General features: G+C 69.1%; 22 protein-coding genes. 3 read left to right on the plus strand and 19 right to left on the minus strand.

Annotated elements, in window-relative coordinates; genetic code table 11:
* The first annotated feature begins 16 nt into the window (after positions 1-16).
* Positions 17-1018 (plus strand): TRAP transporter substrate-binding protein, encoded by a 1002-nt coding sequence (locus V8J36_RS20960; RefSeq protein ID WP_336469269.1) that lies wholly within the window; start codon positions 17-19, stop codon positions 1016-1018.
* A 57-nt stretch (positions 1019-1075) separates the two neighbouring features.
* On the opposite strand, the gene V8J36_RS20965 is transcribed toward V8J36_RS20960, so the two are convergent.
* The 17 genes from V8J36_RS20965 to glpD form a co-directional block, all read right to left on the minus strand.
* Positions 1076-1753 (minus strand): RraA family protein, encoded by a 678-nt coding sequence (locus V8J36_RS20965; protein ID WP_336469270.1) that lies wholly within the window; start codon positions 1751-1753, stop codon positions 1076-1078.
* Positions 1754-1765: 12 nt separating this feature from the next.
* A complete protein-coding gene (locus V8J36_RS20970) occupies positions 1766-2770 on the minus strand; it encodes a hydroxyacid dehydrogenase (RefSeq protein WP_336469271.1) in 1005 nt (334 codons plus the stop codon).
* A 5-nt stretch (positions 2771-2775) separates the two neighbouring features.
* Positions 2776-3612: an HpcH/HpaI aldolase/citrate lyase family protein gene (locus V8J36_RS20975; protein WP_336469272.1), complete on the minus strand. Its 837-nt coding sequence runs from the start codon at positions 3610-3612 to the stop codon at positions 2776-2778.
* A complete protein-coding gene (locus V8J36_RS20980; RefSeq protein WP_336469273.1) occupies positions 3609-4808 on the minus strand; it encodes a CaiB/BaiF CoA transferase family protein in 1200 nt (399 codons plus the stop codon). Before V8J36_RS20980 ends, V8J36_RS20975 begins: the two co-directional genes overlap by 4 nt.
* A gap of 10 nt (positions 4809-4818) precedes the next feature.
* A complete protein-coding gene (locus tag V8J36_RS20985) occupies positions 4819-5889 on the minus strand; it encodes an ABC transporter ATP-binding protein (RefSeq protein ID WP_336469274.1) in 1071 nt (356 codons plus the stop codon).
* The gene (locus V8J36_RS20990) at positions 5882-7600 is read right to left on the minus strand and encodes an ABC transporter permease (protein ID WP_336469275.1); all 1719 of its coding nucleotides are present in this window, start codon (positions 7598-7600) and stop codon (positions 5882-5884) included. The genes V8J36_RS20985 and V8J36_RS20990 overlap by 8 nt, the downstream gene beginning before the upstream one ends.
* 58 nt (positions 7601-7658) lie before the next feature.
* Positions 7659-8756: an ABC transporter substrate-binding protein gene (locus V8J36_RS20995; protein WP_336469276.1), complete on the minus strand. Its 1098-nt coding sequence runs from the start codon at positions 8754-8756 to the stop codon at positions 7659-7661.
* A gap of 22 nt (positions 8757-8778) precedes the next feature.
* Positions 8779-9513: an IclR family transcriptional regulator gene (locus V8J36_RS21000; protein ID WP_336469277.1), complete on the minus strand. Its 735-nt coding sequence runs from the start codon at positions 9511-9513 to the stop codon at positions 8779-8781.
* A 369-nt stretch (positions 9514-9882) separates the two neighbouring features.
* Entirely contained in the window at positions 9883-11028 is a 1146-nt protein-coding gene (locus V8J36_RS21005; protein WP_336469278.1) for an iron-containing alcohol dehydrogenase, read from the minus strand.
* Positions 11025-12521: a glycerol kinase GlpK gene (gene glpK, locus V8J36_RS21010; protein ID WP_336469279.1), complete on the minus strand. Its 1497-nt coding sequence runs from the start codon at positions 12519-12521 to the stop codon at positions 11025-11027. The genes V8J36_RS21005 and glpK overlap by 4 nt, the downstream gene beginning before the upstream one ends.
* 66 nt (positions 12522-12587) lie before the next feature.
* Positions 12588-14309, minus strand: coding sequence for an ABC transporter substrate-binding protein (locus V8J36_RS21015; protein ID WP_336469280.1), 1722 nt, complete (start codon positions 14307-14309; stop codon positions 12588-12590).
* 41 nt (positions 14310-14350) lie between these two features.
* Entirely contained in the window at positions 14351-14623 is a 273-nt protein-coding gene (locus V8J36_RS21020; RefSeq protein WP_336469281.1) for a DUF2160 domain-containing protein, read from the minus strand.
* Between the two features lie 12 nt (positions 14624-14635).
* Positions 14636-15439 carry a carbohydrate ABC transporter permease gene (locus V8J36_RS21025; RefSeq protein ID WP_336469282.1) on the minus strand — a complete coding sequence of 268 codons (804 nt, stop codon included), beginning with the start codon at positions 15437-15439 and terminating at the stop codon, positions 14636-14638.
* Entirely contained in the window at positions 15439-16311 is an 873-nt protein-coding gene (locus V8J36_RS21030) for a carbohydrate ABC transporter permease (RefSeq protein ID WP_336469283.1), read from the minus strand. The genes V8J36_RS21025 and V8J36_RS21030 overlap by 1 nt, the downstream gene beginning before the upstream one ends.
* Positions 16311-17402, minus strand: a complete 1092-nt coding sequence (locus tag V8J36_RS21035) for an ABC transporter ATP-binding protein (protein ID WP_336469284.1) — start codon at positions 17400-17402, stop codon at positions 16311-16313. The genes V8J36_RS21030 and V8J36_RS21035 overlap by 1 nt, the downstream gene beginning before the upstream one ends.
* A 9-nt stretch (positions 17403-17411) precedes the next feature.
* The gene (locus tag V8J36_RS21040; RefSeq protein WP_336469285.1) at positions 17412-18500 is read right to left on the minus strand and encodes an ABC transporter ATP-binding protein; all 1089 of its coding nucleotides are present in this window, start codon (positions 18498-18500) and stop codon (positions 17412-17414) included.
* 9 nt (positions 18501-18509) lie between these two features.
* Positions 18510-20117, minus strand: coding sequence for a glycerol-3-phosphate dehydrogenase (glpD, locus tag V8J36_RS21045; protein WP_336469286.1), 1608 nt, complete (start codon positions 20115-20117; stop codon positions 18510-18512).
* A gap of 258 nt (positions 20118-20375) precedes the next feature.
* On the opposite strand from glpD, the gene V8J36_RS21050 reads away from it, so the two are divergent.
* On the plus strand, positions 20376-21158 hold the full coding sequence (locus V8J36_RS21050) for a DeoR/GlpR family DNA-binding transcription regulator (protein WP_336469287.1): 783 nt from the start codon (positions 20376-20378) through the stop codon (positions 21156-21158).
* 746 nt (positions 21159-21904) lie between these two features.
* Positions 21905-23023, plus strand: coding sequence for an alanine dehydrogenase (gene ald, locus V8J36_RS21055; protein WP_336469288.1), 1119 nt, complete (start codon positions 21905-21907; stop codon positions 23021-23023).
* A gap of 60 nt (positions 23024-23083) precedes the next feature.
* Here ald and V8J36_RS21060 read toward each other — a convergent pair whose 3' ends face one another.
* Positions 23084-23620, minus strand: a complete 537-nt coding sequence (locus tag V8J36_RS21060; protein ID WP_336469289.1) for a cupin domain-containing protein — start codon at positions 23618-23620, stop codon at positions 23084-23086.
* A gap of 32 nt (positions 23621-23652) precedes the next feature.
* Entirely contained in the window at positions 23653-24402 is a 750-nt protein-coding gene (locus V8J36_RS21065) for a CopD family protein (RefSeq protein ID WP_336469290.1), read from the minus strand.
* Positions 24403-24851: the final 449 nt, after the last annotated feature.

Genomic DNA, 24851 nt, shown 5'->3' on the forward strand with positions numbered 1-24851 from the left:
TTGGGAGGAGAAGGACATGACGAAACTGACCCGGATCGGGGCGCTTGTCGCCTCGGTCGCGCTGCTGGCCGCCCCCGCGATGGCCGAGATCCGCGACACCACGCTGCGTCTTGGCGTGACCCTGCCCGAGGCGCATCCCGTGGCCAAGGCCGCCCGCAAGTTCGCCGAGCTGGTCGAAGAGGCCTCGGGCGGCAAGATCGAGGTGAAGGTGTTCCCCGGCGCGACGCTTGGCAACGAGCTGCAGATGCAGTCGGCGCTGCAGGGCGGCACGCAGGACCTGACCATCGGCACCACGACGACGCTGGCCGGCATGGTGCCCGAATTCTCGGCCATCGACATGCCCTACCAGTTCCGCACCACGGCCGAGGCCGACGCGATCCTTGACGGCGAGATCGGCCAGGCGCTGTTCGACAAGCTGGCGGACAAAGGCCTGATCGGCCTGTCCTACATGGAGCAGGGCTTCCGCCACACGACGAACAGCAAGCATCCGATCACCAAGTGGGAGGATTTCGCGGGGCTGAAGATCCGCGTCCAACCCTCGGCCCTCTACATCGACATGTTCAATGGTCTGGGTGCCAACGCGGTGCCGATGACGATCAACGAGGTCTACACCGCGATGGAGACCCATGCCATCGACGGGCACGAGAACAGCCTGACCGCGATCGACGCGAACAAGTTCCAGGAGGTGCAGAAATACCTGAGCCTCACCGGGCACAGCTACAACGCGCTGGTGCTGATGGCGGGCAAGCCGAGCTGGGACAAGCTCAACGACGATGAGCGCGCCGTGCTGACCGAGGCCGCCAAGGGCGCGCGCGACTACGAGCGCACGATCACCCGCGAGCAGAACGAGACTCTGCTGGCCAAGCTGGCCGACGACGGGATGGAGATCAACGAGGTCACCCCCGAAGAGCGTCAGCGCCTTGCCGAGCGGCTTGAACCCGTGGTCGCGAAGAACACCGACGCGATCGGCGTCGACTGGATGACCAGCTTCTCGGACGCGCTGGCCAAGCTGCGCTGAACACCCGCGCCCCCCTGCCGCAGCGGATCGGGGGGCGCGGATCTGCGGGCCTTGCGCTCAGTCGATGAAGACGCAGCCGGCATCGCGCAGCGCGCGGTCCACCCAGGACCGGTCGAGCGTGCCGGCGAGGGTTTCGTCCATCTGCTTCTGTTCTGCCGCCTGCTTCTTGCGGGTGGCGGCCAGGATCGCATCGGCCTCTTCGCGCGGGACCACGACGACGCCGTCGCCATCGCCCAGCACGAGGTCGCCCGGCTGCACGGTCGCCCCGCCGATCGCGATCGCGAAGCCGATCTCGCCGGGGCCGTTCTTGTAGGGGCCGCGATGGCTGATGCCCGCGGCGAAAAGCGGCAGGTGGGTCTGGCGGATCGCGTCGGCATCGCGGATGGCCCCGTTCAGCACGAAGCCCGCGACCCCGCGCTTGATCGCATGGGCCAGCATCAGCTCGCCCATCAGCGAGTTGGTCAGATCGCCTCCCGCATCCATGACGATGACGTCGCCGGGCTGCGTCATGTCGATGGCCTTGTGCAGCATCAGGTTGTCGCCGGGGCGGGCGCGCACGGTCAGGGCCGGGCCGGCCAGCACGCCCGAACTATGCATCGGCCGGATCGTCGGGCCGAAGGCCGTCATGCGCGACATCGAGTCCGAGACATTCGCGACCGGAAGCGCGCGGAAGGCCGCGACGAGGTCGGGGGAAACGCGGGTCCAGCTCTGCTTGATGCGGAAGCCGTGGGTCATGGGAGGGTCCTTTCAGGCGGAAAGTTCGGACACGCGGGCGAGCGAACGCTCGTCGGGCGGCGCGCCGTCGAGCACGCTGATGATGTGGCGGGCGGCGATTTCGGCCATCGCGCGGGACGAGCCGCGGGTGACGCCGCCGATATGCGGCGTCGCGGTCAGCGTCGGCAGCGGCCACAGCGGGCTGTCGGCCGGCGGCGGCTCGGTGGCGAAACTGTCGAGCGCCGCCCCGGCGAGATGGCCCGAAGCCAGCGCGGTGGCCAGCGCCGCCTCGTCGATCAGGCCGCCGCGGGCGGTGTTCACGATCACCGCGCCGGGCTTCATCAGCGCGATCCGGCGCGCGTCGAGCAGGTTGCGGGTGGCGGCGGTCAGCGGGCAATGCAGGCTGAGCACGTCGAGTGCGGGCAGCATCGCCTCGAGATCGGGGGCAGAGGGGAAGCCGTCGGCCTCGGGCGTGCCGGGGGCATGCGGGTCGAAGACCGTGACCTCGAGCCCGAGGGCGGCGGCCATCCGCGCGGTCTCGCGTCCGATCGCGCCATAGCCGACAAGGCCCAGCACCGCGCCCTGGAAGTCGCGGCCCATGAAGGTCGGCTTCGGCCAGGCGCCGCCCTTGACCGCGGCGGTCAGCGGCTGGATCTCCTTGATCTGCGCCAGCATCAGCGCGATCGCGTGTTCGGCCACCGCGCGGGCGTTCGATCCCATCGAGCGCAGCACCGGGATGCCGCGGGCGGTCGCGGCGGCGATGTCGATGTTGTCGACGCCGACGCCGTGCTTGACGATCACCTTCAGCCGCGACGAGGCGCCGATGACGCGGTCGTCGATCCGGCCCTGCCGGACCATGATCGCATCGACCTGAAGCTCGGCCGCGCGGGCGGCGACGACCTCGGAGGGATCGTAGGGCGGCGAGAAATGCACGTCGATGTCATGCGCGTTCAGCAGCCGGACGGCGCTTTCGGCGATCGTGGTATGTGTGACGAGGATGCGGCGGGCGCGGCCGCCCGGGGGAAGGGAGGATGCCATCGGGATCAGTCCTGTGGGCAGCGTGCGAGCAAGCGCTCGGCGCGGGTGACGATGGGGGCGTCGATGAAGCGGCCGTCGAGCGTGAAGGCCCCGCGGCCAGCGGCGGCCTCGGCCGCATTGGCGGCGACGACGCGGCGGGCCCAGTCGATCTCGGCCTCGGTCGGGGCGAAGGCCTCGTTCAGGACCGGCACGACCGCGGGATGGATGCAGCTTGCGCCGTCGAAGCCGAAGTCGCGCGCCTCGAGCGCCGCGGCGCGGATCGCGGCGGTGTCCGAAAAGTCGGCGGTCGAGCGGAAGAGCCCGAAGGACATCACCCCCGCCGCTTTCGCCGCGTAGTGGATCATCAGCTTCGGCATCCGCAGCACTTCGGGCGTGGGCTTCGCGCCCATCGCGGTGGCCAGATCCTCGCCCCCCGCCGACAGCGCGATGACCCGCGGGCCGCGCGCGATGGCGCGGGCCTCGAACAGGCCCTCGGGATCCTCGATCAGCGGCACGAACCCGATGGGGTCGCGGTCGGTCTCGATGACTGCCAGGCGGCGGTCAAGGTCTTCGAGCAGCCCGGCCGACGAGACCTTCGGCAGGTAGAGCGCATCGGCCCCGGCGCGGGTCGCGGCCAGCGCGTCCTCGACCAGCCGCTCGCCCATGTTCACACGCACGAAGACCTGCGCGCCGCCTTCCGCGCAGCGCGGAACCCAGGTTGCCAGCGCCTCGCGCGCGGCGGTCTTGCCGGCCTCGGGCACTGCGTCCTCGAGGTCGATGATGATCGCATCGGCCCCGCGGGCTGCGGCCTTTTCCAGGAATTTCGGCGTGTTTCCGGGGACGTAGAGAAGCGAGCGGATCATGCGTTCTCGCCTTTCAGCTGCGCGGGCGTCATGCCGATCTCTGCCAGGATCTCGTCGGTCTGCTGACCGACCTCGGGCGCGGGGTGACGGAAGCCGCCTGGGGTCGCGGACAGCCGCGGAAAGACGTTGTGCTGGGGCAGGGTGCCGTTCTGCGCATCCTCGACCTCGACCAGGATCTCGCGCTGGGCGAAATGCGGGTCTTCGGCGATGTCGGCGATGTCGTAGACCGGCCCGACCGTCGCACCCGCAGCGCGCATGCCCGCCAGCGCCTCGGCGCGCGAGCGGCCCGCGAACCATTCCCCAAGCGCCGCATCGACGAGGTCGCGGTGTTTCAGACGTGCGGCGTTCGAGTTGAAGCGCGGATCGCTGCCCATCTCTGGCTTGCCGATCACCTCGAAGATCCGCAGCGCCACCACCTGCGTCGAGCCCGAAAGCGCCGCGTACTTCCCGTCCGCACAGCGGTAGACATTGCGCGGCGAAACGGTGTTCGAGGCCGAGCCCGAGCGTTCCTTGACCTTGCCGGTCACCCGGTAGATCGAGGCTTCGGGGCCGAGCGAGGCGAAGATCGGCTCCAGCAGCGACAGGTCGATGACCTGACCCTGCGCCGCGCCGCGCTCGCGGGCGTAGAGCGCCATCATCACGGCGTTCGCGCCGGTGAGGCCGGCGATCATGTCCGCCAGCGCCAGCGGCGGCAGGACCGGCTCGCGGTCGGGGAAACCGGTGCGGGCGGCGAAGCCCGACATCGCCTCGACCAGCGTGCCGAAGCCCGGCAGTTTCGCATAGGGGCCGGTCTGCCCGAAGCCGGAGATCCGGATCGTGATCAGCCGCGGGTTCAGCTCCGCCAGCACGTCCGGGCCAAGGCCCATCTCTTCCAGCGTGCCGGGGCGGAAATTCTCGATGAAGACGTCGGCGCCGGCCAGAAGCCGTTTCAGCGCCTCCATCGCCGGGGCCTCGCGCAGGTTCAGCGCGATGGAACGCTTGTTGCGCCCGTAGGTCTTCCAGTGCAGCGACTGGCCCTCGTCACGCCAGTCGCGCAGCGCGTCGCCCTGCGGCGGCTCGACCTTGATCACGTCTGCGCCGAAGTCACCAAGCTGCAGCGACAGCATGTTGCCGGCGACGACCCGCGACAGGTCGATGACGCGGATGCCGTGCAGCGGACCCCTCTGGCCGGGGTCGAAGGTTCTCACCTCTCCCATCGGGTCCTCCTCAGTTCGGTTTCTCGGCGAAGACGGCGCAATGCTCGGGCGGGATGCGGACGAGGATGCGCGGGGCGTCGATCTCGAAGGTCGTCTGGATGCGGAATTCCATTGCGCCGGCGGTCACGACATATTGCCAGACCGAGCCCAGATAGACCTTCTGCTGCACATCCACCGCCAGCGTGTTCGGGCCTTCCGCGGTCACGACCTCGATCCGTTCCGGTCGGACCGCCACCGTCAGCGTGCCGTCCGTCGCCGCGCGGCCGGGGGCGGTCTGCAGGCGGGTGCCGTCGATCAGCTCGACTGTGGCATGGTCGGTGCCGTTCTCGATCATCCGGCCGGGCAAGAAGTTCGACGAGCCGATGAAGTCGGCGACGAAGCTGTCGGCGGGGCGTTCGTAGATGTCGCGCGGGCTGCCCAGCTGGCGCATGCGGCCCATGCTCATCACCGCGATCCGGTCCGAAACGGCCAGCGCCTCGGCCTGGTCGTGGGTGACGTAGATCGTGGTCACCTTCAGCCGTTCCTGCAGTTCGCGCAGCCAGACGCGGGCGCGTTCGCGCAGCTTGGCGTCAAGGTTCGACAGAGGCTCGTCGAGCAGCAGAAGCGGCGGGCGATAGACCAGCGCGCGGGCCAGCGCCACGCGCTGCTGCTGGCCGCCCGACAGCTCGAACGGATAGCGGTCGGCATAGGGCAGCATCTCGACCAACCCCAGCGCCTCCTTGATCCGCTCGTCCCGCTCGGCACGGCCGATCTTGCGCAGGTGCAGCGGGAAGGCGAGGTTCTCGGCCACGGTCTTGTGCGGCCAGAGCGCGTAGGATTGGAAGACCAGACCGATGTTGCGCCGCTCGGGCGGCACGGTGTTGCGGGCGTTGCCGTCGAACAGCACCTTGTCGCCGACCCGAATGATGCCCGAGGTCGCGTGGTTCAGCCCCGCCACCGCGAAGAGCGAGGTCGACTTGCCGCAGCCCGAGGGGCCGAGCAGCGTCAGGAACTCGCCCGAGGCGACGTGGATGTTCAGGTTCTCGACGGCCGTGACGCCGCCGTACTTGATGGTCAGGTTCTCGAGGACGAGGTCAGCCATAGATCTTGGCTCCCAGAAGGCGGCGCGCCAGCAGGACGAAGGCGGCGGTGATGAGGACTTGGATGGTGGCCAGCGCCGAGACCGGGCCGTTGTCGCCCTGCGCCACGAGCTGCAGCATGGTGGTGCCGATGATCTCGGACCCCGGCTGGTAGAGGAACGCCGCGGTGACGTATTCCTTGAAGAAGTGGATGAAGAGCAGCGCATAGCAGCTGAACAGCGCGGGCTTCAGGATCGGCAGGATGATCCGGGTCACGGTCGTCCACCAGTCGGCGCCCGAGATGCGCGCGCCGCGGTCCAGTTCCTCGCCGATCTGCGCGAGCGCCGGGGCGATGGCGCCGAAACCGACGGGGATGTAGCGGACCATGAAGGCAAGGATCAGCACCGCGATCGTGCCGCGGATCAGCTCGGCCCCGGGCAGGGTGATCACCGCGTAGAAGAAGCCGAGGCCCGCGATGATCCCCGGCAGCGACCGCGGGAACAGCGCCACGTATTCCAGCGGCCGCCGATAGCGGAAGTCGGACCGCCGCGCGATCAGCGCGATCACCGCGATGAAGAAGGTTCCCAGCGCCGCGCCCACGCCCGAGACCACGACAGAGTTCACGATCGAGCGGACATAGGTCGACGAGCCGAAGATCAGTTCGAAATTGCCCGGGGTGAGCACTTTCCAGAACGGGATCAGCGGCGTGAGGAAGGTCACGGCCGAGCGGATGAAGATCCCGCCGAAGACCGCGATGATGGTCAGCGCGATGAAGGCGAAGACGCCAGCGAAGGCGACCCAGCGCCAGGCACCGAGGTCCAGCGTCGAGGGCCGCGAGGCCTTGCCGCGCACTGTCACGAACCGGCCGGCGCCCTGCATCAGGTAGCCCTGCAGCCAGACGAGGAAGGCCACGATCACCAGCAGGATGATCGCCGCGGCGCCGACGATGCCGTATTCGGGCCGCACGGCGGCGTTGATGCCCTTGTCATAGAGGAAGGTGGTGACCGTCTGGATGCCCGAGGGGCCGCCGAACAGCAGCGGGATCGCCAGCATCTCGATGCCGACGACGAAGTTCAGCACCGCCGAATAGATCACCGCCGGGCGGATCATCGGGATGGTGACGGACCAGAGCGCGCGGAACGGGCCCGCGCCGGCGGATCGCGCGGCGTCTTCCAGCTGCGGGTCGGCCTTGGTCACGGCCGCGAGGCACATCAGGTAGGTCAGCGGCGCCTGGCTCAGTCCCGCGACCACGCCCATGCCGGTCACCGAATAGAGGTTCCAGGGCGCGGCCCCCAGATAGGTCTTCGCCGCCAGCGTCATGAAGCCCGAGGGGCCGTACATGGTGAACCAGCCGAAGGCCATCACCAGGTTCGACACGAAGAGCGGCCAGATGAAGATCTCGCCCATCCACTTGCGGCCGGGCAGGTTGGTGCGGCCGACGAGCACGGCCATGACCGCGCCGAAGACCTGCGCGATGACCATCGTCAGGCCACCGAAATACAGCGTGTTGAAGAAGACGCGGGCCATGCCCGGCTCGCTGAAGAGCCGCGCGAAGTTGCCCAGCGTCGGGGCCGCGCTGTCGTCGTACAGCGGCTTGTCGAGAAAGGCCTGCAGAATGATCGGCACGATCGGTCCGGCGACGAGCACCGTGGTCAGGGCCGCGACACCCCAGTAGATCAGGCGCGAGCGGTCGATCGGCCGGCGGAGCCCGCCGGTATCGCTGATGTCCGTCATCGGATTGTCCATGTGAGGGGCCGGGGGAGGGCGCACAAGCCCGCCCCCGGGATTGGCGTCACTTGCCGGCGAGCGCGGCGTTCCACTTCTCGACGAAGGGCGCGGCCTCGGTGATCAGGCGCTCGTCGAAACCGGCGACGATCATGTTGTCCTCGCCGATCTGCTCGGCGATCTTCTGGTAGGTGTAGCGCACGTCGCCCTCGGCCACGTCGTCGCGGTAGGGGACGAGCCCGCCCTTGCCGACCAGCGTCTGGCCGTCATGGCTCAGCGCGTAGTCGACGAAGAGCTTGGCCGAGTTCATGTTCGCGGCGCCCTTCGGGATGCCCATGCCGCGCAGCATCATGATCGTGCCGTCATCGGGGAAGGCCACGCCCAGGATCTCGCCGCCCGGCTGTTCGAGCCGCGGGAAGATGGTGATGCCGGACACCGCGATGCCCATGACATATTCGCCGGTGGCGATCTTCTCGTTCATCGGGCCGCCCGAGGTCTCGCCACGGATCATCGGGCCGATCTTGCGCAGTTCGTCCCAGCCGGCCTCGCCCTTCTTGTCCATGTAGTTCCACCAGGCGGCCAGGCCGAACGAGTTGCGCGCCGCGTCATAGGTGGTGATGCGCCCGTCGAAGGTGCCCTTGTCGGCCGCGGCAGCCTCGGCCAGCGAGGCAAGGCCCGTCGGGCGCTGGTCGTCCGACAGCAGCGCCGCGTTGTAGCTGATCACCAGCGGGTCCGAGGACATCACCGAAACGCCCGGGTAGGGTTTGGCGAAATCGGGCAGCTTGGCGTATTCGGGGCTTTCGTAGGGCTCCATCAGCCCGTCCTTGCCGTAGCTCGCCCAGCGGTCGTTCGCGCCCGACACGAGGATGTCGGCGGTGCGCGTCGACGAGCCCTTTTCGGCTTCCCAGCGCGAATGCACGGTGCCCGAGCCAAGGTCGATCGTCTCGACCGAGATCCAGGGATACTTGGCCTTGAACCCTTCGAGCAGCGGCGCCCAGTTGTTGTCGGCCATGTTCGAATAGATCATCAGCCCGCCCTCGTTGTGCGAGGCCTCGATGATCTTGGAATAGTCGGCCGGGTAATAGTCCGGCACGGTCACGTCCTGCGCGAAGGCAAGCGCGGGCAGGCCCGCGGCCAGCGCCACGGACATCAGTGTCAGTTTCATTTCCGTTTCCTCCCTGGTGTCGTCAGACGGCGCGCCGGGCGATCTCCTCCGTCACGGCGCGCGCGGTTCTCAGCACCACGTCGCAGACATGGGCCGAATGGGTGGCCATCCGTTCCTGCGGCCCGGCGATGTTGATCGCGCCCAGCGGCAGGCCTTTCGGGCCGATGATCGGCGCGGCGGCGCCCGAGGCACCCTCCACCACGCCGTTGAGATTGAGGTAGAACCCGTCGGCGCGGGCCTTTGCGATCATGGCGTCCAGCTGTTGGGCCCCCGCCGCGTCCAGGCCCGCCGCCGCGACATAGGCCGCGATCTCGCTCGCCGGGCGATGGGCGAGGATCACCACGCCCGAGGCCACCTTGTGGGCGGCACGGGTCTTGGTCATGTCGCGGTCATAGCGGATCTCGCGCTGCGGCAGGACCTTGTTCAGGTATCGCACCTCGATCCCGTCCATCACCGCGACGAAGCCGCTTTCCTGGCTTTCCTCGACGCCGCGCGTCAGATGCGGGCCGGCCAGAGCCAGAAGCGCCCCGTGATTGTCGCCGCGCCCGTTCAGGTCGCCCGGCAAACGCACCAGCGCATAGGCCCCGGACTCGAGCCGCGACAGGTAGCCGCGTTCGGTCAGCGACCGCAGCATCTGCAGCGCGCTCGACTTCGGCATGTCGAGGGCCGTGGCAACCTGCGCAAGCGTCGCGGTCCCGGGAACGGTCGCGAACCACTCGATGAGGTCCAGAACTCTTTCTACGCCGCGCCCGCTCATGATGTCCTTGACGTTCACTATAGTGAATGCATATAAGATACTGAACGAATCGAGCGGCGTCAACCCGGCGGGCGAAGCCTGCCGTTGCGGGCGTGGGCGCCGCTGGTCCGTCGCGATTCAAGACCGAAGCCCGCGCCAGTTGCCTTGTCCCTGAAGGCAGACATGCGGCGACACCGTCCCCATGACGGCGGCTCAACGCGAAGAATAGTCGGGGGCACAGCCGCTTTCGAACGCAGTCCCGTCAGTCCGGGCCGATCGACGCACCGCTGCTGGGCGCGTCGATTCCGCGTTTGCCACGACCGGTGGCTGGACGATGACGCTCCAGTGACTGTCGGTGCCGCTAAAGGATGGCAGGCTGCGCGCTGAACCCTACCCGGCGGCGGCCATCACCGCGACAAGGTCAGGCACGCCCATCGGAACGGGGTTTCCCCGCATCGACGAGGACCCGAGCGCGGAGGCCGCGATCTCGGGCCTGCGGTCCGGGTCAAGGCCAAGGGCGGTCAGCCGGGGCAGCCCGGCCTTCGCAGCCCAGTCGGCGAGGGCCCCGGGGGCGGTTTCGGGGTCGCACCCAAGACCCGCGCCGATGATCTCGCAGACCTTGTCCAGCCGATTTGCCGCCTGCGATCCCCGCGGCGCCGACGCGCGGTTTGCAGACAGAACCGGGCCCAGCAGCACGCCGCAGATCGCGCCATGCGCGGCGCCGGTCACGCCGCCGATCGGGCCGGCCAGACCGTGCACCGCGCCAAGCCCGGCATTGGCCAGCGCGATCCCGCCCGAAAGGCTGACCCAGGCCATCGCATCGCGCGCCGCCGGGTCCTCGCCCTGCATCAGCCGGGTCAGTGCCGCCAGCCCCTGCGCGATCGCGGGCAGGGTCAGCGCATCGGTAAAGGGCGTCGCGCGGGACGAGACATAGGGCTCGATCACCTGTGCCAGCGCGTCGAGGCCCGAGGCCAGCGTCACCCCGCGCGGGCAGCCGTCGGTCAGGCCCGGATCGACGATCGCCACCCGCGCCAGCATCCGGTCGTCCCGCAGGCTGACCTTGCGCCCATGCGCGGGCAGGCCGATCACCGCGTTCTTCGTGGCCTCGGCCCCGGTGCCGGCTGTCGTCGGCAGCGCGAGGAAGGGCAGGGGAGCCGCCGCCAAGGGCAGGCCGCGGCCGACGACCTCGAGATGGTCCATCGCGCCCCCCGGCGCCGGCACCAGCGCCGCCACCGCCTTGCCAAGGTCGAGCGCCGCGCCGCCGCCGATCGCCAGCACCCAGTCGGGGGCGAAGTCGCGAGCGGTGGTCACGGCGGCCTCGAGCATCGCGAGGTCGGGCTCGCCCGCGGCCGGAAGCGCCAGCACCGTGCAACCCGCCCCGCGCAGATCGGCCAGAAGCCAACCGGCCCGCGCCGGATCGGCACCATGCACGACAAGGCCGCGCGGCCCGAAGCCCGCGGCAAGCCCCGCGGCCTTCGCCGCCTCGCCGCGCCCGAAGAGGATCCGCGGCGGCAGGGAGAGGCCGAAGGGAGTCATACCGACAGGGTCGCCTGCACAGCGCGTTGCCAGCGCGCGTATTTCTCGGCCCGCTCCGCCTCGGGCATCGCCGGCTCGAACCGCCGGTCGAGTGCCCATCCGGCGGCGAAGCCCTCGGGGCCCGGGTAGAGCCCGGCCTTCATCCCGGCAAGCCATGCCGCGCCGAGCGCCGTCGTCTCGGACACGCGCGGGCGGTCGACCGGGGCGCCGATGATGTCCGACAGGAACTGCATCGTCCAGTCCGAGACGCTCATCCCGCCATCCACCCGCAGCACCGCCGCCTCGGCGCTGCCCGCGACGGCGGCCCAGTCGGCCTGCATCGCCTGCAACAGGTCGCGCGTCTGGTAGCCGACGCTTTCCAGCGCCGCGCGCGCGAATTCCGCCGGGCCCGAGTTGCGCGCCAGCCCGTAGACCGCGCCGCGGCAGTCCGGGTTCCAGTAGGGCGCGCCAAGCCCGGTAAACGCGGGCACCAGCACCACGTTCTGCGCAGGGTCCGCGGCCTCGGCCAGCCGCTGCGTCTCGGGCGCGGCGCGGATCACCTTCAGCCCGTCGCGCAGCCATTGCACCACCGCGCCCGCGATGAAGATCGAGCCTTCCAGCGCATAGGTCACCTTCCCGTCGAGCCGGTAGGCGATGGTGCCCAGCAGCCGGTTGCGGCTGGTGACAAGCTGATGGCCGGTGTTCAACAGCGCAAAGCAGCCGGTGCCATAGGTCGACTTGACCATGCCGGGCCGGAAGCAGGCCTGCCCCAGCGTCGCCGCCTGCTGGTCGCCCGCGACGCCGAGGATCGGGATCGGGCGGCCGAAAAGGTCGGGGCGGGTCAGGCCGAAAAGGTCGGCGCAGTCGCGCACTTCGGGCAGCATCGCCATCGGCACGCCCATCAGCGCGCAGATCTCGGCGTCCCAACGCCCCTCGCGGATGTTGTAGAGCATGGTGCGCGCGGCATTGGTCGCGTCGGTCACATGCGCGCGGCCGTCGGTCAGCCGCCAGATCAGGTAGCTGTCGACGGTGCCGAGGGCCAGCTTGCCGGCCTCGGCCCGCGCCCGTGCGCCTTCGACGCTGTCGAGGATCCATTTGACCTTCGTGGCCGAGAAATAGGGGTCGAGCAGCAGGCCCGTGCGCTCGGTCACCATCGGCTCGTGGCCATCGGCGCGCAGTGCGGCGCAGGTGGCGGCGGTGCGGCGGTCCTGCCAGACGATGGCGTTGTGGATCGGGCGGCCGGTCTCGCGGTCCCAGACCACGACCGTCTCGCGCTGGTTGGTGATGCCGATCCCGGCGATGTCGGCGGGCGCGCAGCCGGCCTTCTCGATCGCGGCGCGGGTCGTGGCCGCGGTGGTGGCCCAGAGGTCGTCGGGGTCATGCTCGACCCAGCCCGAGGCCGGATAGTGCTGGGGAAACTCCTCCTGCGCCTGCGCCACGACCCTCATCGTCTCGTCGAAGAGGATCGCGCGGGTCGAGGTCGTTCCCTGGTCGATGGCAAGGATGTGGCGCATGGATCTGTCCGAAAGGGCGGTCCGGGGGCGGCTGTCACACCGCCCCCGGAAGTCTTCAGCGAAGGGTCACTTCCACGAGGCGATCAGCTCGTCATAGCTGACGGTCTGCGGCTTTTCCTTCTCGTCCGCGACCTTCAGCTGCGGGGCGAGGCTGCCATGCTCGGCGGAATACTTGTTCCACCATTCCAGATCGTGCTCCTCGGCCATCTTCGGACCGATGTCGCCCTGGATGCCGGCGCGTTCGAGCCGTTCCAGCACCTTCTCCTGCTCGGCGCACAGGCTGTCCATCGCCCCCTGCGCGGTCTTCGCGCCCGAGGCCGCGTCGCCGATCGCCTGCCACCACAGCTGCGCGAGCTTCGGATAGTCCGGCACGTTGGTGCCGGTCGGCGTCCACTGCACGCGGGCGGGCGAGCGGTAGAACTCGATCAGCCCGCCCAGCTCCGGCGCGCGCTTGGTGAAGCTGTCGTGCTGCAGGGTGGACTCGCGGATGAAGGTCAGGCCGACGTGGCTTTTCTTCACGTCGACGGTCTTCGAGGTGACGAACTGCGCGTAAAGCCAGGCGGCCTTGGCGCGGTCGTCGGGGGTGGACTTCATCAGCGTCCAGGACCCTGCGTCCTGGTAGCCCAGCTTCATGCCGTCCTTCCAGTAGACGCCATGCGGGCTGGGGGCCATGCGCCATTTCGGCGTGTTGTCGGCATTCACCACCGGCAGACCGGGCTTCACCATGTCGGCGGTGAAGGCGGTGTACCAGAAGATCTGCTGGGCGATCTCGCCCTGCGCCGGAACGGGCCCGGACTCGCCGAAGGTCATGCCCTGCGCTGCAGGGGGCGCGTATTTCGACATCCAGTCGAGGTACTTCTGGATCGAATAGACCGCCGCCGGCCCGTTGGTGTCGCCGCCGCGCGCCACGCAGGAGCCGACCGGGCGCGAATTCTCGTCGACGCGGATCCCCCATTCGTCGACCGGGATCCCGTTCGGGATGCCCTTGTCGCCGTTCCCGGCCATCGACAGCCAGGCATCGGTGAACCGCCAGCCAAGCGAGGGGTCCTTCTTGCCATAGTCCATATGGCCATAGACCTTCTTGCCGTCGATCTCGCGGCCGGTGAAGAACTCAGCGATGTCCTCGTAGGCCGACCAGTTGACCGGCACGCCCAGATCGTAGCCGTACTTGGCCTTGAAATCGGCCATGATCTTGGGATCGGTGAACCAGTCGTAGCGGAACCAGTAGAGGTTCGCGAACTGCTGGTCGGGCAGCTGGTAGAGGTTGCCGTCCGGCGCGGTGGTGAAGGACTTGCCGATGAAGTCGTCGATGTCGAGGTTGGGGTTGGTGACGTCCTTGCCGGTGTTGGCCATCCAGTCCGTCAGGCTGCGCGCCTGCTGGTAGCGCCAGTGGGTGCCGATCAGGTCGCTGTCGTTGATATAGGCGTCATAGATGTTCTCGCCCGACTGCATCTGGGTCTGCAGCTTCTCGACGACGTCGCCCTCGCCGATCAGGTCGTGGGTCAGCTTGATCCCGGTGATGTCGCTGAAGGCCTTGGCCAGCACCTTGGATTCGTATTCGTGGGTGGTGATCGTCTCGGACACCACCTTGATGTCCATCCCGGCGAAGGGCTTGGCGGCGTCGATGAACCACTGCATCTCGGCTTCCTGGTCGGCGCGGCTCAGCGTCGACAGGTCTCCGATCTCGGTATCGAGGAAGCTTTTCGCCGCCTCCATGTCCGCCCAGGCCGGCAGGCCCGTCACCATCAGCGCGAGCGCCATGGCGGTTGCGGTGCGATGCTGTCTCATATGTCTCCTCCCTGAGAACTGTTACAGCGCGAAAATCCCGGTCACACCCAGCGGAACACCGCCGCGACATAGACCAGGCAGAGCACCAGCGCGCCCCAAAGGGGCGGGCCGGCAAGGGCAAGCCATCCGATGCACAGGAAGGCAGAGCCCAGCAGTGAGATGAACAGGCGGTCGCCGCGCGTGGTCTCGATGCGCAGCACGCCGCGGCGCGGCGTCTCGGGCCAGCGGATCGCGAGCACGGTGAAGATCACCAGAAGCGCGGCGATCGTCGCGAAAAACAGTGCCGTCGGCAGGGTCCAAGCCATCCAGGCCATGTCGGTGCCTCCTCAGACCCGGCCGAGGGCGAAGCCCTTGGCGATGTAGTTGCGGACGAAGTAGATCACGAGCGCGCCGGGGATGATGGTCAGTACCCCCGCCGCGGCCAGCACCCCCCAATCGAGACCCGAGGCCGAGACGGTGCGGGTCATGGTGGCGGCGATGGGCTTGGCGTTGACCGAAGTCAGCGTGCGGCTCAGCAGCAGCTCGACCCAGGAGAACATGAAGCAGAAGAAGGCGGTGACGCCGATGCCGCTGGCGATCAGCGGCATGAAGATCCGCAGGAAGAAGCGCCCGAAGGAATAGCCGTCGATATAGGCGGTCTCGTCGATCTCTTTCGGCACGCCGCGCATGAAGCCTTCCAGGATCCAGACCGCGAGCGGCACATTGAACAGGCAATGCGCCAGCGCGACCGCGATATGGGTGTCGAAAAGCCCGACCGAGGAATAGAGCTGGAAGAAGGGCAGGGCGAAAACCGCGGGCGGGGCCATGCGGTTCGTCAGCAGCCAGAAGAACAGGTGCTTGTCGCCCATGAAGCTGTAGCGCGAGAAGGCATAGGCCGCCGGCAGCGCCACCGTGATCGAGATCACCGTGTTCATCACCACGTAGATCATCGAGTTGACGTAACCCATGTACCAGCTCGGGTCGGTCAGGATCGTGTGGTAGTTGGCGAAGGTCAGGTCCCGCGGCCAGAGCGAGAAGACGCCGAGGATCTCGGAATTCGTCTTCAGGCTCATGTTCACCAGCCAGTAGATCGGCAGCATCAGGAAGATCAGGTAGACCGTCATCGCGACGGCGGCGCCCCGGATCGGCATCACAGGCCCTCCCGTTTGTCGAGATTGGTCATCACCGTGTAGAAGACCCAGCTGATCAGCAGGATCACGAGGAAATACATGATCGAGAAGGCCGCCGCGGGCCCGAGGTCGAACTGCCCCACCGCCATCTTCACCAGGTCGATCGACAGGAAGGTGGTGGCATTGCCCGGACCGCCGCCGGTGACGACGAAAGGCTCGGTATAGATCATGAAGCTGTCCATGAAGCGCAGCAGCACCGCGATCAGAAGCACGCCCTGCATCTTCGGCAGCTCGATGAAGCGGAAGATCTTCCAGCGGCTGGCCTGGTCGATGCGCGCAGCCTGGTAATAGGCGTCGGGAATCGACTGCAGGCCCGCGTAGCACAGCAGCGCCACCAGCGAGGTCCAGTGCCAGACATCCATCACGATCACCGTCACCCAGGCGTCGAGCGCGTCGTTGGTGTAGTTGTAATCCACCCCCAGCGCCGCCAGCGTGTGGCCCAGCAGACCGATGTCGACCCGGCCGAAGATCTGCCAGATCGTGCCCACCACGTTGAACGGGATCAGCAGCGGCAGCGCCATCAGCACCAGACAGACCGAGGCCCAGAAGCCCCGCTTCGGCATGTTCAGGGCGATGTAGATGCCCAGCGGCACCTCGATCGCCAGGATGATCGCGGAAAACAGCACCTGCCGGCCCAGCGCGGCATGCAGCCGTTCCGACCCGACCATCTCTTCGAACCACTCGAGCCCGGCCCAGAAGAACTTGTTGTTCCCGAAGGTGTCCTGGACCGAATAGTTGACAACTGTCATCAGCGGGATGACGGCCGAGAAGGCGACCAGCGCCAGCACCGGCAGCACCAGGAACCAGGCGCGGTTGTTCTGGGTCTTTTCCATCAGGCCGCCTCCCCCGCGGCCGCGAGCGGCGACACGCGCCAGTCGTCGGCATAGACATTGATCCGGTCGGGGCGCAGCGCCAGCCGGTCGGCGCCGGCATCGATCGGCTGGCCCTCGGGCAGGATCGCGTTGACGGGCCGGCCCATCACCTCGCCCCGCACGATGCGGTGGCGGCCCACGTCCTCGACCCGACGGATCGCGAAGGGCAGCGGCCCCTCGCGGCCGGGGCGGCAGAACTCGGGCCGGATGCCGATCTGCGCACGGCCCGCAACGGTGGGATAGGCGGCGCCCAGCGGCACCTCGGCCCCGCCGACCCGCGCGGCATGGCCCGCGACCTCTGCGTCGAACAGGTTCATCCCCGGCGAGCCGATGAAATAGCCCACGAAGGTATGGGCGGGCGTGTCGAACAGTTCCTGCGGGGTGCCCATCTGCACGACGCGGCCGTCATACATCACCACCACCTTGTCGGCGAAGGTCAGCGCCTCGGTCTGGTCATGGGTGACGTAGATCATCGTGTGGCCGAACTGGCGGTGCAGCTGCTTCAGCTGGGTGCGCAGCTCCCATTTCATATGCGGGTCGATGACGGTCAGCGGCTCGTCGAAGAGGATCGCGTTGACGTCCTCGCGCACCATGCCGCGGCCAAGGCTGATCTTCTGCTTGGCATCGGCGTTGAGCCCGCGCGCCTTGCGGCCAAGCTCGGACTCCATCCCGATCATCTGCGCGATCTGCGCCACCCGATCGCGGATATAGCCCGCGTCCATGCCGCGGTTCTTCAGCGGGAAGGCGAGGTTCTCGCGCACCGTCATCGTGTCGTAGACGACCGGAAACTGGAACACCTGCGCGATGTTGCGCGCCGCGGTCGGCGCATCTGTCACGTCGGTCTCGCCGAACAGCACCCGGCCCTGACTGGGCCGCAGAAGCCCCGAGATGATGTTGAGAAGCGTGGTCTTGCCGCAGCCCGACGAGCCCAGCAGCGCATAGGCGCCGCCGTCCTGCCAGACATGGTCCATCTCCTTCAGCGCGAAATCCCCCGGTCCCTGCGGGTTCGGCAGGTAGCTGTGCGCGAGGTTCGAAAGCGTGATCCTGGCCATGGTTCCCCCTCAGGCCGCGGCGGCATAGGCCGCGGGAGCGGCCAGCGCACCCGAGGCGTCGAACAGGTAGACATGCGCGGGCTGAAGCCAGACCGTCACCGCCGATCCCGGCGCAAGCGCCTGCACCCCGTGCACGAGGCCCACCCAGCGCTCGGCGCCGTGGTCAAGATGCAGGAAGGTCTCCGACCCCGTCACCTCGGTCACCGCCAGCCGGCAGTCGAGCGGCAGCGCCCCCGGCCCCTGCGGCGCCAGCGCCAGGTGGTTGGCGCGGAACCCCGCGCGGTAGCGCCCGTCTGGCAGGCCGGACAGCGCGCCCGCGGCCGCGGCCTGCGCGCGTCCCCCGAAATCGAGCGTTCCGCCTGCCTTGGTCACGTCGATGAAGTTCATCGGTGGGTCCGAGAAGACCCGTGCCGTCACCGCGTCGGCGGGGCGGCGATAGACCTCGGGCGTCGGGCCGAACTGCGTCACCCGGCCTTCCCAGAGCGTCGCGGTATTGCCGCCCAGCAGCAGCGCCTCTTCCGGCTCGGTCGTGGCATAGACGAAGATCGCGCCGGCGGCCTCGAAGATCCGCGGGATCTCGGCGCGCAGTTCTTCGCGCAGCTTGTAGTCGAGGTTCGCCAGAGGCTCGTCCAGCAGCACCAGACCCGCGCCCTTCACCAGCGCCCGCGCCAGTGCGCAGCGCTGCTGCTGCCCCCCCGACAGCTCCAGCGGCTTGCGCGTCAGCATCGGCGTCAGCTTCAGCATCTCGGCCGTCTCGCGCACCGCGCGGTCGATCTCGGCCTTCGAGCGGCCCATCAGCCGCAGCGGCGAGGCGATGTTGTCGTAGACTGACATCGCCGGGTAGTTGATGAACTGCTGATAGACCATTGCCACGCGCCGGTCCTGCACCCGCATGCCGGTGACGTCCTGCCCGTCCCACAGGATGCGCCCGCTGCTGGGCAGGTCGAGCCCCGCCATCAGCCGCATCAGCGAGGTCTTCCCCGCCAGCGTCGGGCCAAGAAGCACGTTCATCGTGCCCTTCTCGAGCCTCAGGTCCGTCGGGTGGATCAGCATCCGCCCCCCGGCCTGTCGCGACACAGCGTTCAGTTCAAGTGCCATCCGTCCTCCTCACTGCGCCGCGGCGGCGGGCGCGGCCGCCGCGGGCGGCATGCCCTGCGCGGCCATCCAGTCGCCGATCGCCGCGATCTCGTCGGCGCTCAGGCGCAGCCCCAGTTTCGAGCGGCGCCAGACCACGTCCTCGGCGCTCAGCGCCCATTCGCGGGTGACCAGCCAGCGCAACTCGGCCTCGGTCAGGGTCGCGCCGAAGCTGCGGCCCAGATCGGCCTCTGTCATGGCCGGGCCCAGAACCTCGCGCGCCTCGGTGCCATAGGCGCGCACGAGGCGCGCGGCCCAGGTTTCCGTCAGGAACGGGTAGTCGCGCATCAGCCAGCGGATCTGGTCCGCGACCCCGTTCACCGGGAAATCGCCGCCCGGCAGCGCCACGCCCGCCGTCCAGGCCCCGCGCGCCGCCGGCAGGACGGGGGCGAGCTTTTCCAGCGCCGCCTCGGCCAGCCGCCGGTAGGTGGTGATCTTGCCGCCGAAGACATTGAGCAGCGCCGGCCCCGCGGTATCGAGCGAAAGCACATAGTCGCGCGTCGCCGCCGTCGCCGACTTCGCCCCGTCATTGTAGAGCGGGCGGACCCCGGAATAGGTCCAGACGATGTCCCCGCGCGTCACCGGCCGTTCGAAATACTGCGAGGCGAAGCGGCAGAGATAGTCCTGTTCGGCCTCGGTGCAGCGTGCCTCGGACGGGTCGCCCACATGGTCGCGGTCGGTGGTGCCGATCAGGGTGAAGTCCTGCTCGTAGGGGATCGCGAAGATGATCCGCCCGTCCTCGCCTTGGAAGAAGTAGCAGCGGTCATGCGGGTAAAGCCGGCGGGTGACGATATGGCTGCCGCGCACCAGCCGCACGCCCTCGCGCGAGCGGATGTGCAGGATGTCTGCGATCACCTGCCCGACCCATGGCCCGCCGGCATTGACCAGCGCCCGCGCCTCGTGCGTCTGGCGCTGCCCGTCGGCTTCAGTCTCGATCCGCCACATATCGCCCGCGCGCTCGGCCCGGACGACGCGGGTGCGGGTCAGGATCCGCGCGCCGCGCGCCGCGGCATCGCGGGCGTTCAGCACCACCAGCCGCGCGTCGTCGACCCAGCAGTCGGAATATTCATAGGCGGTCTTGAAGCGCGCCTGCAGCGGCAGCCGGGCCGGGTCATGGTCGAAATCCAGCGTCCGGGCCCCCGGCAGGATCTTCCGCCCGCCGAGCGAGTCATAGAGGAACAGTCCCGTGCGGATCAGCCAGCCGGGCCTGCGCCCGCGCATCCAGGGCATCACCAGCGACAGCAGCCGCGAGGTCGGCGTCTCGCCCTCGAACCGCATGTCGCGGTGATAGGGCACCACGAAGCGCAGCGGCCAGCTGATGTGCGGCATGGCGCGCAGCAGCGTCTCGCGCTCGTGCAGCGCCTCGCGCACCAAGCGGAACTCGAAATACTCGAGATAGCGCAGCCCGCCGTGGAAAAGCTTGGTCGAGGCCGACGAGGTCGCCTGCGCCAGGTCGCCCATCTCGGCCAGCGTCACGCTCAGGCCCCGGCCGGCGGCGTCGCGGGCGATGCCGCAGCCGTTGATCCCGCCGCCGATGATGAAGAGATCGACCGGCGAGCCGCCGGTCTGTGCGCTGGTCACGATGGCCTCCCTTCCGCCGAACCGCCCTCAGATAGACGCGCGGCCCACGCGATTGTCAAAGGATTTGTTTTCGGTTTTGCGCGTTTTGTGTTTAAAGCGAACATTCCCTGAGGTAAGTCTTGCCGCAGGGACCGGTGCCGCAGCGTCAGAACCGGGGCTTTTCCGCAGTGCGGCGCGATTTCGTGACGCAGGGCTGCGGGTGCGGTAACGACGCGGTGATGTTCGATTCTTTTCGCATTGACCCAAGGGAGACGACGGGTGGCACTCAGCTTTCGGCAGACCGAGATCCTCGACATCGCGCGCAGCGAGGGCCGCGTCGCGGTCGAGGCACTGGCCGAGCGTTTCGGCGTCACCCTGCAGACGATCCGGCGCGACCTGACCGATCTTGCCGATGCGGGGCTGCTCGACCGGGTGCATGGCGGCGCGGTGGTGCGCAGCGGCGTGTCGAACTTTGGCTATGACGAGCGGCGCCGGATGAACGAGCAGGCCAAGACCGCGATCGGCCGGCTCTGCGCGCAGGCGATCCCGGACAACTCGTCGATGATCCTGAACCTCGGCACCACGACCGAGGCCGTCGCGCGCGAGCTTCTGAACCATCGCAACATCACGGTGGTGACCAACAACATCAACGTGGCGAACATCCTGATGGCCAACGACAGCTGCGACATCATGGTGGCGGGCGGCGGGCTGCGGCGGTCGGACGGCGGCTTGGTGGGCGAGCTGACGGCCGACTTCATCCGCCAGTTCAAAGTCGATTACGCGGTGATCGGCGCCTCGGCGCTGGACCATGACGGCGATCTTCTGGACTTCGACCTGCCCGAGGTCCGCGTCTCGCGCACGATCATCCGGCAGGCGCGGACGAGCTTCCTCGTGACCGACATCTCGAAGCTGGAACGCTCGGCGCCGGTGCGGTTGTGTTCGCTGTCAGAGATCGACGCGGTCTTCATCGACCGCGCGCTGCCCGATCCGCTGGGCAAGCTCTGCGACGACTGGGGCACGGTTGTCCATGTCGCGGGCGGCGGACCGATCCCGCAGAGGTGACCCGGCCGCTGCGGGTGATGGCGACCCAATGGCGACGCGGCCCGCGCTTCCGGCCGCGTCACAGGGCGCTCCCTCGGCAGGTTTGTCGGGAAGATGATCTGCATCGGCATCGGCGCGGGGGACGCCGAAGCGTGCCGTTGGTCGATCAGCACCTCGAGCAAGGTCCGGTTGCGCCGGGTCAGCACTGCCATCATCACGCCGTCCTCCAGCCTCCGTCGCGTGTCGGGTTCAAGGGCCGGTGCGGCGCAGCGCCATGCCGATCCCATCGGACGCGTCGCCGACGTCATAGAGGCCGACCAGATCGGGATGCCGCTCAAGTAGCGCCAGCGTGATCTTCATGCTGGTCCAGCTGCCGTCCTGCCCCTTCAGCGTCCCGGCGAAGCGCAGCCGAAGAAGACCCTCGCCTCGCGCGATCCCGCCTTCGGGTCGCCACGGAAACGCAAGACCCCTCGAATACCCTGCACGCGCTAGGCGCGAGGTCAGGCGGGACCGCCGAGAGATCCCCCGGCCCCAGGCGCAGCGGCAGCCTGCCCGGACGATCCGGCCGCACCTGCGACCTGCGCCGCCCGGGCACTTCGGCGCAGCCTCTCCGGTCCCGCTATCGGCAGGATCTTCGACAGCGACCGCGATCCGCGGCGGAAACCGCTGCGCACCCGTGATTCCGCGCACCGAATTCAAGCACATTCCGCGCAAACGGCGCGAGACTTGCCCTGCACGGACGGGGAGGTCCGTACGGGAGGAACGACATGAAGATCGGCTGTCCAAGAGAGATCAAGCCACAGGAATTCCGGGTCGGCATGACGCCGGACGCCGCGCGCGAGGCGGTCTCGCATGGCCACGAGGTGGTCGTCGAGACCGGCGCCGGCCTCGGCTCCGGCTTCGCGGATGCGGACTATGTCGCGGCGGGCGCCAGCATCCTCGCGACCGCAGAGGCGGTCTTCGAGACGGCCGAGATGATCGTCAAGGTCAAGGAGCCGCAGGCGGCCGAGCGGGCGCGCCTGCGCCGGGGGCAGGTGCTGTTCACCTACCTGCATCTGGCCCCCGACCCGGCGCAGACGCGCGACCTGCTCGCCAGCGGCGTCACCGCGATCGCCTATGAGACGGTGACGGATGCCCGCGGCGGCTTGCCGCTGCTGGCGCCGATGTCCGAGGTCGCCGGCCGGCTGGCGCCGCAGGTCGGGGCATGGGCGCTGCAGAAGGCGAACGGCGGGCGGGGGATGCTGCTCGGCGGCATTCCCGGGGTGCGGCCGGCGAATGTGGTGATCATCGGCGGCGGCGTCGTCGGAACCGCCGCGGCGCGGGTCGCGGTCGGGATGGGGGCGAGCGTCACCGTGCTCGACCGTTCGGTGCCGCGGCTGTCCTATCTCGACGACGTGTTCCTCGGGCGGCTGACAACGCAATACGCGAGCGCGGCGGCGGTGGCAGAGCGGCTCCCCTCGGCCGATCTGGTGATCGGGGCGGTGCTGGTGCCCGGGGCGGCGGCGCCGCGGCTGATCTCGCGCGCGCAGCTGGCGACGATGCAGCCGGGGTCGGTGCTCGTGGATGTCGCGATCGACCAGGGCGGCTGCTTCGAGACCAGCCGGGCCACCACCCATCAGGACCCGATCTACGAGGTCGACGGGATCCTGCACTATTGCGTGGCGAACATGCCTGGTGCCGTCGCCCGGACCTCGACGCAGGGGCTGGGCAACGCGACCCTGCCGTTCCTGCTGTCGCTCGCGGACAAGGGCTGGCGGCGCGCCTGTGCCGAGGATCCGCATCTCAGGGCCGGGCTGAACGTGCATGACGGGCAGCTGACCTATGCCGCGGTCGCCCGGGCGCTGGACCTGCCCTGCGTCAGCGCGGACACGGTGCTGGCGGCCTGAGGATCTGCGCACGCCGCCCGCGGGGGGCGTGCGCGATTTGCCCGAAAGGCGGGCGGCGCCTCAGGACGGGGCCGCGTGGATCGGGTCGATCCAGTGCACCGTCTCGGGCGGTTCGATGGGATCGACATCGGTGATGTTGACCACCACCGCCTCGTTGTCCGACCGCACAAGCACGCATTGCAGCACCTGCTCGGGATCGGCGTTGATCTCCTGATGCGGGACGTAGGGCGGTACATAGATGAAATCGCCGGGCCCGGCCTCAGCCACGAATTCCAGCCGCTCGCCCCAGCGCAGCCGGGCACGCCCGCTGACCACGTAGATCACGCTTTCCAGCGCGCCGTGGTGATGCACGCCGGTCTTCGCATCGGGCGCGATCGCCACGGTCCCGGCCCAGATCTTCTGCGCGCCGACGCGGGCGTGGTTGATCGCCGCCTGCCGGAACATGCCCGGCGTCTGGGCGGTGTTGCTGTCAAGCTGGTTGCCCGGGATCACCCGCACGCCGTCATGCTTCCAGCGCGGCGCATCGGCGGGATCGTGGTCGTGGGAGTGCGTGTGGTCGTGCCCGTGGGAATGGTCGTGGGAATGGTCATGGGGCATCGCGCCCTCCTTCGGTTGGGTCTTCGTCTGCGTCAGGGCGCGGCGGCAGGGTCGATTGTCACCAGATCGAGCACCCGCTCGCGGCGGAAATCATTCACCAGAACCTGCAGCTCGAGCAACCAGACGCCGTCGATCGGCAGCAGAAACGTGCCGGCATCCGCCTGCGGGCCGGTCGGATGCAGGCTGCGGCGGAAGGGGCCCAGCCCGTAGGCGGGCTTCGACAGCGCCACCTCGATCTCGCGCGGGGTGAAGGGTCGGCCGTCAAGGCGCAGGTCGCTCAGCCGCAGGGGCACCGGCCCGGGGCGATCGGCGCCCAGCGTCACGGTCAGCGACAGCGGACCGGCGGCGAAGGGCACGGAAACCTCGGTCGGCGGGGGCGGCAGGCTGCGCGGCGGCGGCGTGAACCGCCAGAGCGACAGGGTCCCGACGATCATCAGCCCCAGCACGATCTCGGCCCTGATTGCGCGGGCCAGCGGCGCGGCATCGCCCGCCTCGGCCCGGGGCGCCAGCCGCAGCCGGTTGTAAAGGGCCAGCAGCAGCAGCCCCGCCACCAGCCCGAGCTTGGCCATCAGCACCTGTCCATAGGCCGTGGTCAAGGCCGGGCGCGGCCCGGCGAGTTGCACGACGATCAGCGCGATGCCGCTCGCGATCAGCAGCGCCAGCACAAGCGGGATCCGCGCCGAAAACCGCGCGAGTGCGCTGGGCCCGCCGCGCAGAAGCGGGAGCAGCGCGCCGAGCCAGAGCGCGCCGGCCAGCACATGCGCCGCCACCATGGGCCGCATCAGCGCCTGCGGCGGCGGGGGGGGGNCGCGCGAGTGCGCTGGGCCCGCCGCGCAGAAGCGGGAGCAGCGCGCCGAGCCAGAGCGCGCCGGCCAGCACATGCGCCGCCACCATGGGCCGCATCAGCGCCTGCGGCGGCGCGGTCGCGGCATGCCCGGCCGCGCCCGCTGACAGGGCCAGTGCGGCAACGGCCAGCACGCCCCCCGCCCGCGCGCGCAGGGCCAGCGCGCTCAGCAGGGCGAGACCCGCGAAGGCCAGCGCAAGGGCAGGCGCGCCCGACAGCGCCTCGCGCCAGGGTGCCGCGCTGGCCAGCGCGGCGGGGCCCTCGCCCAGCAGCTCCAGCCCCTGCGCCAGCGCCGCCACCGGCAGCGCGACCAGCCCGGCATAGCCCAGCCGCCGGGCGGCGGCGGGCAGCGGCGGCGTGCCGAAGACCAGTGCCGCGCCGCGCGCG

Origin of the sequence: Frigidibacter sp. MR17.14 (assembly GCF_037095735.1) — a bacterium.
In the GTDB taxonomy this organism is placed as follows: domain Bacteria; phylum Pseudomonadota; class Alphaproteobacteria; order Rhodobacterales; family Rhodobacteraceae; genus Frigidibacter.

Coding starts and splice junctions, on each gene's coding strand:
- V8J36_RS20970 (WP_336469271.1), bottom strand. CDS start 2,770: ATGGCATCCTCCCTTCCCCCGGGCGGCCGCGCCCGCCGCATCCTCGTC.
- V8J36_RS21035 (WP_336469284.1), bottom strand. CDS start 17,402: ATGGCCAGGATCACGCTTTCGAACCTCGCGCACAGCTACCTGCCGAAC.
- V8J36_RS21000 (WP_336469277.1), bottom strand. CDS start 9,513: ATGAGCGGGCGCGGCGTAGAAAGAGTTCTGGACCTCATCGAGTGGTTC.
- V8J36_RS20960 (WP_336469269.1), top strand. CDS start 17: ATGACGAAACTGACCCGGATCGGGGCGCTTGTCGCCTCGGTCGCGCTG.
- V8J36_RS20975 (WP_336469272.1), bottom strand. CDS start 3,612: ATGATCCGCTCGCTTCTCTACGTCCCCGGAAACACGCCGAAATTCCTG.
- V8J36_RS20990 (WP_336469275.1), bottom strand. CDS start 7,600: ATGACGGACATCAGCGATACCGGCGGGCTCCGCCGGCCGATCGACCGC.
- V8J36_RS20980 (WP_336469273.1), bottom strand. CDS start 4,808: ATGGGAGAGGTGAGAACCTTCGACCCCGGCCAGAGGGGTCCGCTGCAC.
- V8J36_RS21015 (WP_336469280.1), bottom strand. CDS start 14,309: ATGAGACAGCATCGCACCGCAACCGCCATGGCGCTCGCGCTGATGGTG.
- V8J36_RS21030 (WP_336469283.1), bottom strand. CDS start 16,311: ATGGAAAAGACCCAGAACAACCGCGCCTGGTTCCTGGTGCTGCCGGTG.
- V8J36_RS21025 (WP_336469282.1), bottom strand. CDS start 15,439: ATGCCGATCCGGGGCGCCGCCGTCGCGATGACGGTCTACCTGATCTTC.
- V8J36_RS20995 (WP_336469276.1), bottom strand. CDS start 8,756: ATGAAACTGACACTGATGTCCGTGGCGCTGGCCGCGGGCCTGCCCGCG.
- ald (WP_336469288.1), top strand. CDS start 21,905: ATGAAGATCGGCTGTCCAAGAGAGATCAAGCCACAGGAATTCCGGGTC.
- V8J36_RS21065 (WP_336469290.1), bottom strand. CDS start 24,402: ATGCGGCCCATGGTGGCGGCGCATGTGCTGGCCGGCGCGCTCTGGCTC.
- V8J36_RS20965 (WP_336469270.1), bottom strand. CDS start 1,753: ATGACCCACGGCTTCCGCATCAAGCAGAGCTGGACCCGCGTTTCCCCC.
- V8J36_RS20985 (WP_336469274.1), bottom strand. CDS start 5,889: ATGGCTGACCTCGTCCTCGAGAACCTGACCATCAAGTACGGCGGCGTC.
- V8J36_RS21020 (WP_336469281.1), bottom strand. CDS start 14,623: ATGGCCTGGATGGCTTGGACCCTGCCGACGGCACTGTTTTTCGCGACG.
- V8J36_RS21005 (WP_336469278.1), bottom strand. CDS start 11,028: ATGACTCCCTTCGGCCTCTCCCTGCCGCCGCGGATCCTCTTCGGGCGC.
- V8J36_RS21040 (WP_336469285.1), bottom strand. CDS start 18,500: ATGGCACTTGAACTGAACGCTGTGTCGCGACAGGCCGGGGGGCGGATG.
- V8J36_RS21060 (WP_336469289.1), bottom strand. CDS start 23,620: ATGCCCCATGACCATTCCCACGACCATTCCCACGGGCACGACCACACG.
- glpK (WP_336469279.1), bottom strand. CDS start 12,521: ATGCGCCACATCCTTGCCATCGACCAGGGAACGACCTCGACCCGCGCG.